11 protein-coding genes are annotated in these 12,369 nt (G+C 64.9%); 3 read left to right on the top strand and 8 right to left on the bottom strand.

Annotated features, from left to right (window positions below):
- Window positions 1–5 precede the first annotated feature (5 nt).
- From BLP10_RS07140 to BLP10_RS07155, 4 genes are all read right to left on the bottom strand, one after another.
- Window positions 6–431: a hypothetical protein gene (locus BLP10_RS07140; RefSeq protein ID WP_091132624.1), complete on the bottom strand. Its 426-nt coding sequence runs from the start codon at window positions 429–431 to the stop codon at window positions 6–8.
- A gap of 191 nt (window positions 432–622) precedes the next feature.
- Entirely contained in the window at window positions 623–1,354 is a 732-nt protein-coding gene (locus BLP10_RS07145) for an SIMPL domain-containing protein (RefSeq protein ID WP_091132628.1), read from the bottom strand.
- 84 nt (window positions 1,355–1,438) lie between these two features.
- Window positions 1,439–2,524 (bottom strand): polyamine ABC transporter substrate-binding protein, encoded by a 1,086-nt coding sequence (locus tag BLP10_RS07150; protein ID WP_091132632.1) that lies wholly within the window; start codon window positions 2,522–2,524, stop codon window positions 1,439–1,441.
- Window positions 2,525–2,636: 112 nt separating this feature from the next.
- On the bottom strand, window positions 2,637–3,791 hold the full coding sequence (locus BLP10_RS07155; protein ID WP_091132635.1) for an aminotransferase: 1,155 nt from the start codon (window positions 3,789–3,791) through the stop codon (window positions 2,637–2,639).
- Between the two features lie 852 nt (window positions 3,792–4,643).
- Between BLP10_RS07155 and BLP10_RS07160 the strand changes: the two genes are divergently transcribed.
- The 3 genes from BLP10_RS07160 to BLP10_RS07170 all read left to right on the top strand — a co-directional run bounded on the left by BLP10_RS07160 (window position 4,644) and on the right by BLP10_RS07170 (window position 8,485).
- The gene (locus tag BLP10_RS07160; RefSeq protein WP_091132638.1) at window positions 4,644–5,648 is read left to right on the top strand and encodes a FecCD family ABC transporter permease; all 1,005 of its coding nucleotides are present in this window, start codon (window positions 4,644–4,646) and stop codon (window positions 5,646–5,648) included.
- Entirely contained in the window at window positions 5,645–6,457 is an 813-nt protein-coding gene (locus tag BLP10_RS07165) for an ABC transporter ATP-binding protein (RefSeq protein WP_091132642.1), read from the top strand. The genes BLP10_RS07160 and BLP10_RS07165 overlap by 4 nt, the downstream gene beginning before the upstream one ends.
- A 63-nt stretch (window positions 6,458–6,520) precedes the next feature.
- Window positions 6,521–8,485, top strand: coding sequence for a nucleoside-diphosphate sugar epimerase/dehydratase (locus BLP10_RS07170; RefSeq protein ID WP_091132645.1), 1,965 nt, complete (start codon window positions 6,521–6,523; stop codon window positions 8,483–8,485).
- On the opposite strand, the gene BLP10_RS07175 is transcribed toward BLP10_RS07170, so the two are convergent.
- The 4 genes from BLP10_RS07175 to BLP10_RS07190 are packed head-to-tail and all read right to left on the bottom strand — an operon-like array spanning window position 8,418 to window position 12,342.
- The gene (locus tag BLP10_RS07175) at window positions 8,418–9,359 is read right to left on the bottom strand and encodes an NAD-dependent epimerase/dehydratase family protein (protein ID WP_091132649.1); all 942 of its coding nucleotides are present in this window, start codon (window positions 9,357–9,359) and stop codon (window positions 8,418–8,420) included. The genes BLP10_RS07170 and BLP10_RS07175 overlap by 68 nt on opposite strands.
- Window positions 9,356–10,414 carry an MraY family glycosyltransferase gene (locus tag BLP10_RS07180; protein WP_244510434.1) on the bottom strand — a complete coding sequence of 353 codons (1,059 nt, stop codon included), beginning with the start codon at window positions 10,412–10,414 and terminating at the stop codon, window positions 9,356–9,358. The genes BLP10_RS07175 and BLP10_RS07180 overlap by 4 nt, the downstream gene beginning before the upstream one ends.
- A gap of 1 nt (window position 10,415) precedes the next feature.
- Entirely contained in the window at window positions 10,416–11,423 is a 1,008-nt protein-coding gene (locus BLP10_RS07185) for an NAD-dependent epimerase (RefSeq protein WP_091132653.1), read from the bottom strand.
- Between the two features lie 16 nt (window positions 11,424–11,439).
- The gene (locus BLP10_RS07190; RefSeq protein WP_091132656.1) at window positions 11,440–12,342 is read right to left on the bottom strand and encodes an MBL fold metallo-hydrolase; all 903 of its coding nucleotides are present in this window, start codon (window positions 12,340–12,342) and stop codon (window positions 11,440–11,442) included.
- Between the last annotated feature and the right edge of the window lie 27 nt (window positions 12,343–12,369).

The following is a 12,369-nucleotide window of genomic DNA, read 5'->3' on the forward strand; positions in this document are numbered from 1 at the left end:
CTGCTCTACTCGTGCAAGGTCCAATCTCCGGGCCGATCATCGGGGCGGTCTTCGCGGGTTTGGATGCGGAACCGGCCGTGGCTCTCTCTTTCCGGCCGCTCGGCCTCCGGGCCTTCCCACCCTTCCGAACGCCAGGAGGCCTGCTGCTCGTCGAGGTCCAGCACGCCTTCATCGTCCAGAATGCGGACGACCTCCGCCACCTTGTCGTTGGCGCAGCTGACGATGATGACGGAGCCGCCGCGCATCACGCCTTCCGCATAGGCGTGCGCATCGGCCCGCGAGACGCCTCCATCTTCCAGGAGAGGAGCGAGGTTGATCGGCTCGGACCAGATATCGATTTCGTGCTTCGGGATGCCGGCCTGCTCGAGCCGGCGTGCGGCTGTTTCCGCGTGCCGCACGCTATGGAAGAGGGACGTAACGGTCTTCGTCATCGGGTCAATCTCCTGCAGTCTCGTGTGGGGCTGACCCGCTTGCGAAGAGAGGAGCCGATCCTGCTCGAAGGCAGACGTCACCGGAGCGGAGGGGCCCGGAGAGCGAGAACGATCGGATTGATCGGCTCAATTGACGAGCCTTCAATCTACCATGATGTGCGCCGCTTCACCATCCGATCATGCCGTGCGCATCAGGGCTTCTGCTCCAGTTCCCAGACGAGCTGCACGCTTGCCGTGTAGCGGATCGTGGCGGGCGGAACGATGGGCGCTTCCAGGGGGGCGGCCTTGGCCACGGCGCGCATCCGCACATTGTCATTGAACTCGTTCGCATAGGGCTGGGCCGAACCGGCGCCAATCTCCAGAAGCCTGCCGAGGCTGACGCCAGCGGCCTCCGCATAAAGTTCAGCCTGACGGCGGGCATCCTGCACGGCGGCGCGGCGGGCGGCATCACTACCTTCCTCCTGCCGGTTCAGGCCGAAGGAGACGGACTGGAACAGCATGTTGCTGCCGGACAGGATCTCTCCCGCGATTCGTCCGACCCCATCGAGATCGGTGATCTTGATTTGCAGGCGGTGCCGGGCGGTGAATTTCGGTACCTTGATCTCCTTGCCGTCCTTGTCCATGCGGATCGGCGTCTCGAAGACCTGGAAGTTCTGGGTGCGAATGTCGTCCTTCTTCACGCCGAGGGCCTCGATTCGGGCGATGGCGGCATCGGACGACGTCTTGTTGTCGGCGACCACCTTCGGCACCGTGTCGCCTTCCGTCTCCACCATGACGGTGATGGTGGCGAAATCCGGCTTCAGCTCGGCCTCGCCCGTTCCCATGACGCTGATCGTCGGCTGGCGCGGAGCGGGATTCTGGGCGAGGGCCGGGGAGGCAAAGGCAAGGCCGAGGGCAAGAGCGGTGATGAGGCGCATGGTCATGACGTCCTTCTGAAACGACAACTCCGCCCGGAGGCGGAGTTGAAAGGGCGTAACATCTTTGCAGGATGAAACCTGAGCGGGCGATTAACGGCCCGTCTTCACGCGGGTCCAGAGGCGGGTGACGGTGCGCTGGGAGCGCTCGTCATAAGCCGTGTTGGTGAACAGGCGCTTCATGGTGGCGTCGTCCGGATAGATGCCGGGATCGTTGAGGATCTTCTCGTCCACGTGCTGCTTGGCGGCGAGGTTGCCGGAAGCATAGGACACGTAGTTCGTGTTCATGGCGGCGATCTCGGGCTTCATCATGAAGTTGATGAACTCGTGCGCCTCGGCCACGTTCTTGGCGTCCGACGGGATCACGAAGCTGTCGAACCACATGAGGGCGCCCTCGCGCGGGATCACGTAGGAGATCTCGACGCCGTTCTTGGCTTCCTCGGCGCGGGACTTGGCCTGGATCATGTCGCCCGAATAGCCCACCGCCACGCAGATGTCGCCGTTGGCGAGGGCGTTGATGTATTCGGAGGAGTGGAACTTCTGCACGTTGCCGCGGATGCGGAACAGGGCGTCGCCCGCCTTGGTCAGATCCTCGTTGCGTTTGGAATCGGGGTTGAGGCCCAGATAGGCGAGCACGCCGGGGAAGAGGTCTTCGGGCGAGTCGAGCATGTAGATGCCGCAGCTCTTGAGCTTCGAGGCGATCTCCGGCTTCATCACCAGATCCCAGGTGTTGAGCGGCACGTCGCCGAGAATCTCCTTCACCTTCTTGGTGTTCACGCCGATGCCGGTGGTGCCCCACATGTAGTTGACGGCGTATTCGTTGCCCGGATCGAACACGGCGAGGTTCTTCGTGATCTCGGGCCACTGGTTCGAGAGGTTGGGCAGCTTCGCCTTGTCGAGCTTCTGGAACACCTTGGCGCCGATGAGGCGCTGCACGAAGGGGCCGGACGGCACGACGATGTCGTAGCCCGACTTGCCGGCGAGCAGCTTGGTCTCGACGATCTCATTGTTGTCGTAGGTGTCGTAGACCACCTTGATGCCGGTCTGTTTCGTAAACTCGTCCAGCGCCTTGGGGTCCACATAGTCGGACCAGTTGTAGACGTTGACCACACGCTCTTGGGCGGCGGCGGCGGTGACAAGGCCGAGGCCCAGAGCAACCGAAGCGAGAAGACGGATCATCAGGGGAGGGAACTCCTAGGAAAAGTGAAAAAAGCCGTGATTGGCTAGGCGCTTACTTGAAGACCTAATGTCCTCCGCGTCAAGGCTGCTTTAGGCCCATGCGGTTCCGGGCTCAGACCGCCCGCTTCACCACGTCGGCCAGCCGCTCCAGCCCCGCATCGAGGGTCGCGTCCTTCTTGGCGAAGCAGAAGCGCACCACGTTCTTCACGGCGCCCTCCGCATAGAAGGCGGACACCGGGATCGCGGCGACGCTGTGCTCCGTCACAAGGCGGCGGCAGAAGGCAACGTCGTCGGTTTCGCCGAGCGGGGTGATGTCGATGTTGAGGAAGTAGGTGCCCTGGCTCGGGATCACGTCGAAACCCAGGGTTCGCAGCCCATCCGTGAAGCGGTCGCGGCTGCGGGCAAAATTCTGGCGCATGCCGTCGAAATAGCTGTCGTCCTTGGCGAGGCCGTAGGCCACTGCCGTCTGGAGATTGGGCGGAGTGGTAAAGGTGAGGAACTGGTGTGATTTCGCCAGCACCTTCATGATGTGAGGAGCCGCCGCCACGAAGCCGACCTTCCAGCCGGTGAGGCTGAAGATCTTGCCCGCCGAGCCGATCTTCACCGAACGGTCGCGCATGCCCTCGAGCCCCAGCACCGGCTGGTGCTTGATCCCGTCGAACACCACGTGCTCCCACACCTCGTCGGAAATCGCGATGGCGTCGAACCGGCGGCAGAAATCGGCCAGCAGCGCGAGATCCTCGTTCGAGAACACGGTGGCCGTGGGATTGAGCGGATTGTTGAACACCACCGCCTTGGTCTTCGGCGAGAAGGCCTTGGCCAAGGCCTCTTCCGTGAGCCGGAAATGCGGCGGCTGGAGCGTCACGAATTTCGGCACGCCGCCCGCGAGCCGCACGAGCGGCAGATAGGCGTCGTACATGGGCTCGAAGAGAACGACCTCGTCGCCCGGCTCCACGATGCCGAGGATTGCGCCCGCGAGCGCTTCCGTCGCGCCGGAGGTCACCATGACTTCGGTGTTCGCGTCGAGATCGAGGCCCTGCCAGTGCCTGTAATGGGCGGCGATTGCGGAGCGCAGCTCCGGCAGACCCATCATGGAGGGATACTGGTTGTAGCCGTTCAGCACCGCATCCGCCGCGACGCGCCGCACATCCTCCGGTCCCGGATCGTCCGGAAAGCCCTGGCCGAGATTGATCGCGCCGGTCTCCCGGGCAAGGCTCGACATGACCTCGAAGACGGTGGTGGGCAGATTCGCGAACAATCGGTTCATGCCGGATCCTCAAGCAATGCACGGTGACGTGAAGCGCTTCGTATCATGGAAGGCGGGCGGGGTTGAACACAGACCAAAGAGAAATAAGCGGGTCCGGGGCGGGTCGAGCTCTCGGCTGTCAAAGAGCATGCGGGAGTGTCCTCGCGAGCGTGTTGCTCCGAGGTTTGGGACGAGGGAGGGCGCGAGGAGGCGTCCGGCTCGCTATGGAAGGAATGAAGAACCTGACGGCCCCTCACGCACGGTTTGTTTAGGCGTACACCGCGTCTTTCAGCGATGGGCCTCCCATCCAGGCGCTGCGTCAGCGCCTGCACAGGACCGCTCCCAACCCCACACATGCGACGCCTCGCGAGCGCGCCCCTCAGCGGGTCGGGACAGGCAAGGATATAGCCCAGCTTAGGACCAAAGTCAAGAACAAAGTAAGAACATTGCATCTGGCCCAGCCAGAGCCGGGAGCGTCGGCGGATGAGGCGGGTGTTCCCTCCCCCTTGCGGGGAGGGGAAGGGGTGGGGGTCGATCGACCGGGTGAGCGGCTGAACCAGTGACACACTGGAATACCTCTCCCGGGTGGGAGAGTCGGAGCGCAGCTCCGGGTGAGGGAGTGCCCTCTCCGGACAAGGCAGTCCCTCACCCCTGCCCCTCTCCCACCCGGGAGAGGGGATGTGGTGTAGGACTGTCGTACGTTCTGGATGAAGCGCAGCGCTCCGACACTCCGACCCCCACCCCTACCCCTCCCCGCAAGGGGGAGGGAAGCGCGCTGCATTCGTTACGCGATCCCGGGTCCCGCTGCGTTGTGCGGGATGACAACCGAGGGCGGGGTTGCTATCGCCAGACGCGACAACACCGAACCCCTTCATGCATTCGCCCCGGCTGCCTCTCATTCTCGGCCTCGTCCTTCTCGTCGGAGGGCTGAGCGTCGCTTCCCTCATGATCGGGCCTGCTCCGATCCCGCCCTTGCGCGCGCTGGCGGCGCTCGTCTCGGATCAGGGCAGCACGAGCGTGGTGGTGCGCGATATCCGCCTGCCGCGAACGCTGCTTGCGATCCTGATCGGCTGGATCTTCGGGCTCACTGGAGCGGGCCTGCAGGGGCTGCTGCGCAATCCGCTCGCCGACACGGCGGTGTTCGGCGCGCCGCAGGCCGCAGCCTTCGGGGCGGTGCTGGTGCTTTATTCCGGCCTTGTGGGCGCGCTGTCCTGGGCCCTGCCGTTCGCGGCGATCCTCGGGGCGCTGGCCTCGATCGCGCTTGTGGTCGCTGTTGCGGGGCGCAGGGCCACGGTGGTGGTTCTGGTGCTCTCGGGCCTTGCCATCGGAAGCCTTGCGGGGGCGGGCACGTCGCTGGCCATCACCCTCTCGCCCAACCCCTTCGCCGTCACGGAGATCGTGTTCTGGCTCCTGGGCTCCTTCGAGGACCGGTCGATGGTTCACGTGCTGCTCGCAGCGCCTTTCATCGTCGTGGCCTCCGCCCTCGTCCTGTCCTCCTCGACGGGATTGCGGGCGCTGGCCTTAGGGGAGGAGACCGCGCGCAGCCTCGGGGTGAACGTGATGCGGCTGCGGGTTCTTCTCGTCGCGGGAGCGGCCGTCGGCACGGGGGCTGCGGTGGCTGTGGCAGGCTCCATCGGCTTCGTGGGCCTCGTCGCGCCGCATCTGGTGCGCCCCTTCGCAGGTTACGATCCGGCGCGCACCCTCGTGCCTTCAGGATTGGCGGGCGCGGCTCTGCTGCTGGCCGCGGATTGCGCCGTGCGCCTCGTCCCCTCCCAGACGGAGATCAAGATCGGCGTGCTGACGGCCATTCTCGGCGTGCCGTTCTTCCTGTGGGTGATCGCCCGCCGCAAGGCGGAGCTTTCGGAGATGCCCGTATGAGCACACTCCAGGCCCATGGACTCGCCGTCGATCTGGGAAAGCGCCATGCGCTTGCAGGCGTCGATCTGACCTTGTCCTCCGGCCGCCTGACGGTGATCGTCGGCCCCAACGGCGCGGGCAAGACCACCTTGATGCGCACCCTTGCGGGGCTTCTGGAGCCTGCCGACGGAGAAGTCACCCTCGACGGGCAGCCCGTGACGCGCATGCTGGCCGGGGAACGGGCGCGCTCCATCGCCTATCTGCCCCAGGGCGGCACCGTCGCCTGGCCGCTGCCCGTTTCCGCGGTGATCGCCCTCGGACGTCTCCCCCATGGCGAAAAGCCCGACGACCTTCCCCCGCGCGGGCAGGAGGCGGTGGCGGCGGCCATCCACGCGGTGGGGCTCGAGGGGTTCGAGAACCGGCCCGCGACGGAATTGTCCGGCGGCGAGCGGGCGCGGGTGCTGCTTGCCCGCGCCCTGGCGACGCAGGCTCCGGTGCTGCTCGCCGACGAGCCTGTGGCCGCGCTCGATCCGCGCCACCAGCTCATCGTGCTCGATGTGCTGAAGAACCAGGCCCGGGCAGGCCGGACGGTTGCCGTGATCATGCACGACCTGACCCTGGCCGCGCGTTTCGCGGATGTGATCGTTCTATTAAATCAGGGACTTGTCGCGGATTCGGGCGCTCCCGAGGCGGTCCTGACGGAGGAGGGGCTCGCCAGGAATTTCGGCATCCAGGCGCATGTCTCGCACGAGGACGGACACCTCGTGGTGGTGGCGGACCGTCCACTGCCTGTCCCCGGGCACGGAAACGCCGCGCCTGCACTGAAGTGACATCCTTACATTGACAAAGGAATAAGCCGGACCGATACCCCGGTTTCAAAAGATGGCAAGGCAATGAATCGGCAGAATTTCAAGAAGGCGTTGATCGTCGCGCATGATCTCTTGATGACGGGCGTGGCCATCGTCGCGACCTTCGCCGTGCGCTTCGAGGGCCCGCTGCTGCAAGAGCGACTGGGCGACATGCCAGTCTTCCTGCCGCCCTACATCGTCTTCGCGGGCGTGGTCTATTGGGTGTTCCACCTCTACCGCTCCAAGTGGCGCTTCGCCTCGCTGCCCGATCTCTTCAACATCTTCCGCGCCTCCACCGTGCTGGCGCTGTCCCTGCTGGTGATCGACTACGTTCTGCTCTCGCCGCAATTCTTCGGCGCGTTCTTCTTCGGCAAGATCACGATCGCCCTCTATTGGCTGATCCAGATGTTCCTGCTGGGCGGGCCCCGCCTTGCCTTTCGCTATGTCAAATACGCCCGCTCGCGCCACACCCTCGACCGGGACACGAACACGCCGACCCTGCTGCTCGGCCGCGGCAGCGATATCGAGGTGATCCTGCGCGCCATCGAGACCGGCACCGTCAAGAAGATGCGTCCCAAGGGCGTCCTCTCCTACCGCCCGGACGATCTGGGCCAAGCGATCCGCGGCGTGCCGGTGCTGGGCAACTTCAACGATCTCGATCAGGTGGTGCAGGATTTCCAGGAACGCGGCGAGCCGATCCGCCGGATCGTGGCGACGCCGAGCGCGCTCGTGCCGGAAGCGAACCCTGACATGCTGCTCGCCCGCGCCCGCCGCCTCGGCCTGCCGCTCGTGCGTGTGACCAGCCTGGGCGAGGGCATGCGCAATGCCGAGCTGGCCCCGCTGGAGATCGAGGACCTGCTGTTGCGGCCCACTGTGCAGATCGACCGGCAGCGTCTGGAGAACTTCATCCGCGGCAAGCGCGTGCTCGTGACGGGCGGCGGCGGCTCCATCGGGTCGGAGATCTGCACCCGCGTGGTGGCCTTCGGCGCCAGCGATCTCATGATCGTGGAAAGCTCCGAGCCGTCCCTCTACCACATCCTGGAGAACCCGACCCTTCTGTCGAGCGACACCCATGTCGACGGCGTCATCGCCGATGTGCGCGACCGCGTGCGCGTGCAGGAGGTGATGAACGAGTTCCGTCCCGACGTGGTCTTCCATGCCGCGGCGCTCAAGCATGTTCACTATCTCGAGCGGAACTGGATGGAGGGTATCAAGACCAATGTGTTCGGCTCCGTGAACGTGGCCGATGCGGCGGTGGAGGCCGGCGCGTCCGAGATCGTGATCGTCTCCACCGACAAGGCCATCGATCCCGTGTCGATGCTGGGCGCCACGAAGCGCCTCGCCGAAATGTACGGCCAGGCGCTCGATGCGGAGTTCATGGGCCGCAACGGCGCCACGCGCATCATCGCCGTTCGTTTCGGCAACGTGCTGGGTTCGGTCGGCTCCGTGGTGCCGAAGTTCAAGGCGCAGATCGCCCGCGGCGGCCCGCTCACCGTCACGCATCCCGACATGGTGCGCTACTTCATGACCACCCGCGAGGCCGCCGATCTCGTGCTCACCTCCGCGTCCCATGCGGATCAGGACCGCATTCGCGTCGAATCCACCAACGGCGAGGAGCGCGCCTCCGTTTACGTGCTGAAGATGGGTCAGCCGGTGCGCATCTACGACCTTGCCGAGCGCATGATCCGCCTTGCTGGCTACGAGCCCGGCGAGGATATCGAGATCCTGGTCACCGGCGCGCGCGCCGGCGAGCGCTTGCATGAGATTCTCTTTGCCCGTGAGGAGCCCCGCGCCGAGATCGGCATCGACGGCGTCATGGCCGCCAAGCCCATCTTCGCCGATCGCGCTCAGGTCGATGAATGGCTGAAGGCTCTCAGCCGGGCGGTCAAGGACGGAGATCGCGCGGCGGCTGATCGTGTGTTCGAGGATGCGATCCCCGAATTCAAGCGCCGGAAGCTGTCTCTGCAGCCTGCCGTGCCAGCTGAGCCAGCCCGTCTGGCGTCGAATTGACCGGCTGCCAGCCGAGCCGCCGCAACGCCGCGGGGCTCGCCACCAGGGAGCCCGCCAGGCGCTGGTAAGCCTCTGTCTTCCCCACCAGTCCGGCCGCCGCGCCCAGAGCGAAGGACGGCACGGGAATGAGGCCCGGGCCGCGTCCGAGGCCCTTTCGCAGGGCGGCGATGATCTCAGGCACCGTCACCGGGTCCGGATCGGCGGCGATGAAGGGCCGCCGCAACGGGCCTTGCGCCTTCAGGAGCGTGTCGAGAGCCGCCGTCAGGTTGTCGAGGGACAGAAGCGAGCGCCGCGCCTTCAGGCCGCCGAAGGGCAGCGGCCATGGCGATTGAGCGAGGCCGAGGAGGGCCGCCATGTTGCCCTTCACGCCCGGTCCGTAGACGAGCACCGGGCGAAGCGCCGCCCAGTCCAGCCCCAGCGCCGCGAGGCCTTTTTCCGCTTCCAGCTTGGAGCGGCCATAGGCGTCGGTGGGCTTCGGCTCCATGTCCTCGGTGAGAACGCCTTCCGCCACCGGCCCGCTCTGCGCGCGGATGGAGGAGAGGAAGACGAAGCGCTTCACGCCCGCGCGCTCGGCGGCCTGCGCGAGCTTGATCGTCGCCTCCGTGTTGATGGTGCGGTAATCGTCTTCGGGCTTTCCCGACATGACGTGCGCGAGGCCCGCGGAATGGACGATCATGTCCACGTCGCGCAGGGCCGCCGCCATGTTGTGCGGCGAGGCGATGTCGCCGATCACGGCGCTCGATGCACCCGCCGGCACCTCCGAGGGACGGCGCAGCAGCACCCGCACCCGGTAGCCGCGCTTCGGCAGTTCGGCGAGGAGATGACGGCCGATGAACCCCGTTGAGCCGGTCAGCGCAATCAAGGGTGCATTCATCGGGAAACCTCCAGGGGGGCCGTCATACGGGGATGGGAGAAGCGGCGGAGAACAACGCCGACGAGAAGAAGCCCTGCGGCCAAGGCTCCGATCTGCACAACGCTCGAGGTCCAGAGAAGTGTCACGGCCGCGAGCGCGGCGAGCGCGAGATTGAGCACGAACACATGGGTGACGACGGACATGACGGAAAAGCCGTTGTCGGTGGCGCGCTGGTAGAAATGGCTGCGATGCGCCTCCCACACCCGCTCGCGCTTCGCGAGGCGGCGGAAAAGGGTGATGGTCGCATCCATCAGGTAATAGAGCGGCAGCAGGAGCGCGGCCACGAGCGCCCCAGTTCCGGCCAGCTGCAGCAGCATCCAGCCGACGAGGAGGCCGATGGGCAGCGAACCGACATCGCCGAGGAAGAGGCGGGCAACAGGTTTGTTGAACGGGGCGAAGCCGAGAAGGGCACCGCAGAGCGAGGCGGCTGTTAGCATTGCAGAGAACGGGATAATATTTTGCAGCGGGACAATATCTGTCAGCCAGACAAAGGCAACAAAGGCTGTAATTGGCACCATCTCAGCGACAGTGATCCAGTCGAGCCCGTCCATGAAGTTCACGAGGTTCACGAACCAGACGCCCCCAAGAATGAGGATCGCTTGCTCCACACTCTGTGGAATGATTTCAGGCAATACACGAACGTCGCTGAACCAGACTACGGCTGCTACAGCGATAGTTTGAAGCACAAAGCGTATCTTCGCTGGAAGAGGCCGAATATCGTCGGCTACGCCGACGATAGCGAGCATGACCGCAGCAACCGCGATGGGAACGATAGAGCTTACCGCGAAATCCGTTTCGAGCAGGAATACGCCTACAATGAGCAGGCTCGAGCCCACCACGGCAATCCCGCCACCTTGTGGTGTAGGTGCTTTATGGCTCGAACGTGCATTTGGACGCGCGAGTGCATAGCGTGCGAGCAGCGGCTTAAGAACAATGATTAGGATAGCCGATAGAAAAGCGGCTCCGATCAGAGCCACAAACAAGGCAGCAAACATCAGAATCCGAGGGTCGATCATCTCAAGTCCCATGGTACTCGCGGTACCAAGCAACGAAGCGCCCCACGCCGTCCTTCAGCGAGGTCGAGGGCGCGAAGCCCACGTCGCGGCGCAGGTCCGTCACGTCGGCACGGGTTTCAAGCACGTCCCCGGGCGGCAGGGGCACGTCCACGCGCTTGGCTTTTTTGCCCAGTGCGTTCTCGATGATGGCGATGAGGTCGTTCACCTCTTCCGGATTGTCGTTGCCGATGTTGTAGACCCGGTGCGGGGCCGCGCTCGTGGCCGGGTCTGGATATTCCGCGTTCCAGTCCGGGTTGGCGGCGGGGGCCTTGTCGACCAGCCGCACGACGCCTTCCACGATGTCGTCCACGTAGGTGAAGTCGCGCCACACCTTGCCGGCATTGGACACCTGGATCTCGCGGCCCTCGGCAATGGCATGGGTGAACTTGTAGACCGCCATGTCGGGACGTCCCCACGGGCCGTAGACGGTGAAGAAGCGCAGGCCCGTGGAGGGCAGGCCGAAGAGCGAGGCGTAGGAATGCGCCATCATCTCGTTGGCCTTCTTGGTGGCGGCGTAGAGGCTGATCGGATGATCGGTGCCGTCGTGCTCGGAGAAGGGCAGCTTGCGGTTGGCGCCGTAGACCGAGCTCGACGAGGCATAGACGAGATGCCGGATGCCGCCGTGGCGGCAGGCTTCCAGCATGTTCATGAAGCCCATGAGGTTCGACGACGCGTAGGGCATCGGATCGACGAAGCGCACGCCGGGCTGGGCGGCCAGATGGATCACGCGCTCGAAGCGGTGGCGCTGGAAGAGGTCGCGGGTCGCCTGCGGATCGGAGAGATCGACGCGCTCCCCATGGAAGCTGTTGCGCGGAGAGAGCCTGCCGAAGCGGGCTTCCTTGAGGCTTACGTCGTAATAGGGAGTGAAGCAGTCGACGCCCACCACCTGATGACCCAGCTCCAGAAGGCGTTCGACCACGTGAAAGCCGATGAAGCCGGCAGCCCCGGTGACCAGGATGGGTGAGGACATGAAAGGACCCGCGTCGTTAGATGGCGGGCACCTTAGCGGGCTTGGGGCAATCCGCAACCGTCTCGCTGCCGGAAGCGTCCAGGATTACGGATTGCCTCTCCCGGGCTACGAAGGCGGTGGGCATCACCCGCTGCATCTCGGTTTCCAGGGCGCGGATGAAGGCATCGTCATGGCCCGGATAGATGTGGAAGATGGCAAGCGATTTCACGCCTGCTCCCTGGGCAAGCTCCACGCCCTTCTCCCACGTGGAATGGCCCCAGCCGCGGCAGCGCGGATATTCGGCCTCCGAGAACATGCCGTCGTAGATCATGAGATCCGTATCGCGCACGAATTCGGTCAGTCCCTTGTCCGGCCACGCTTCGCTGTGCTCCACGTCGCTGATGTAGCAGACGCTGCGGTTGCCATGGGTGAAACGATAGCCCGTGGCGCCGCCCGGATGGTTCAGGGAATGGGTCGTGACGACCGCGCCATCGTCGAAGGTCAGGGTCTCGCCCGCCTTGAACCCCACATGCTCGAAACGGGCCGGGAACTGGCTGAGGCGAACCGGAAAGAGCGGCGGGGAGAACAGCTTGTCGAGGGAATCCATGGCGCTGTCGCCATCGAGATTGCCGCAATAGGTGCGCACGAGGCGCTCCTTCGTCAGGGCCGGCTTGAAGAAGGGGAGGCCGCCCACATGGTCGAGATGCAGGTGGCTGAAGAGGATATCGACGATATCCGGAACGTTCTCGCCGAGCGCGTTGCCCAGAGCCGAGATGCCGGTTCCGGCATCGACGATGAAGAGGCGCTCGCCGCAGCGGATCTCGACGCAGGCCGTATGGCCTCCGAATTCCATGAACTGTGGCCCAGATGCGCAGGTGGAGCCGCGGATGCCCCAAAAGCGGACCTGAAGCTCGTCAGAAGATGCAACTCGGCTTACCATCGTTGGATCATGCCCAGCGGAAAACCC

Origin of the sequence: Microvirga guangxiensis, from assembly GCF_900102135.1 — a bacterium.
Classification (GTDB): domain Bacteria; phylum Pseudomonadota; class Alphaproteobacteria; order Rhizobiales; family Beijerinckiaceae; genus Microvirga; species Microvirga guangxiensis.

Excerpts from the sequence above, each read along its gene's own strand:
- BLP10_RS07140 (WP_091132624.1), bottom strand. The coding sequence starts at position 431 with ATGACGAAGACCGTTACGTCCCTCTTCCATAGCGTGCGGCACGCGGAA.
- BLP10_RS07145 (WP_091132628.1), bottom strand. The coding sequence starts at position 1,354 with ATGACCATGCGCCTCATCACCGCTCTTGCCCTCGGCCTTGCCTTTGCC.
- BLP10_RS07150 (WP_091132632.1), bottom strand. The coding sequence starts at position 2,524 with ATGATCCGTCTTCTCGCTTCGGTTGCTCTGGGCCTCGGCCTTGTCACC.
- BLP10_RS07155 (WP_091132635.1), bottom strand. The coding sequence starts at position 3,791 with ATGAACCGATTGTTCGCGAATCTGCCCACCACCGTCTTCGAGGTCATG.
- BLP10_RS07160 (WP_091132638.1), top strand. The coding sequence starts at position 4,644 with ATGCATTCGCCCCGGCTGCCTCTCATTCTCGGCCTCGTCCTTCTCGTC.
- BLP10_RS07165 (WP_091132642.1), top strand. The coding sequence starts at position 5,645 with ATGAGCACACTCCAGGCCCATGGACTCGCCGTCGATCTGGGAAAGCGC.
- BLP10_RS07170 (WP_091132645.1), top strand. The coding sequence starts at position 6,521 with ATGAATCGGCAGAATTTCAAGAAGGCGTTGATCGTCGCGCATGATCTC.
- BLP10_RS07175 (WP_091132649.1), bottom strand. The coding sequence starts at position 9,359 with ATGAATGCACCCTTGATTGCGCTGACCGGCTCAACGGGGTTCATCGGC.
- BLP10_RS07180 (WP_244510434.1), bottom strand. The coding sequence starts at position 10,414 with ATGATCGACCCTCGGATTCTGATGTTTGCTGCCTTGTTTGTGGCTCTG.
- BLP10_RS07185 (WP_091132653.1), bottom strand. The coding sequence starts at position 11,423 with ATGTCCTCACCCATCCTGGTCACCGGGGCTGCCGGCTTCATCGGCTTT.
- BLP10_RS07190 (WP_091132656.1), bottom strand. The coding sequence starts at position 12,342 with ATGGTAAGCCGAGTTGCATCTTCTGACGAGCTTCAGGTCCGCTTTTGG.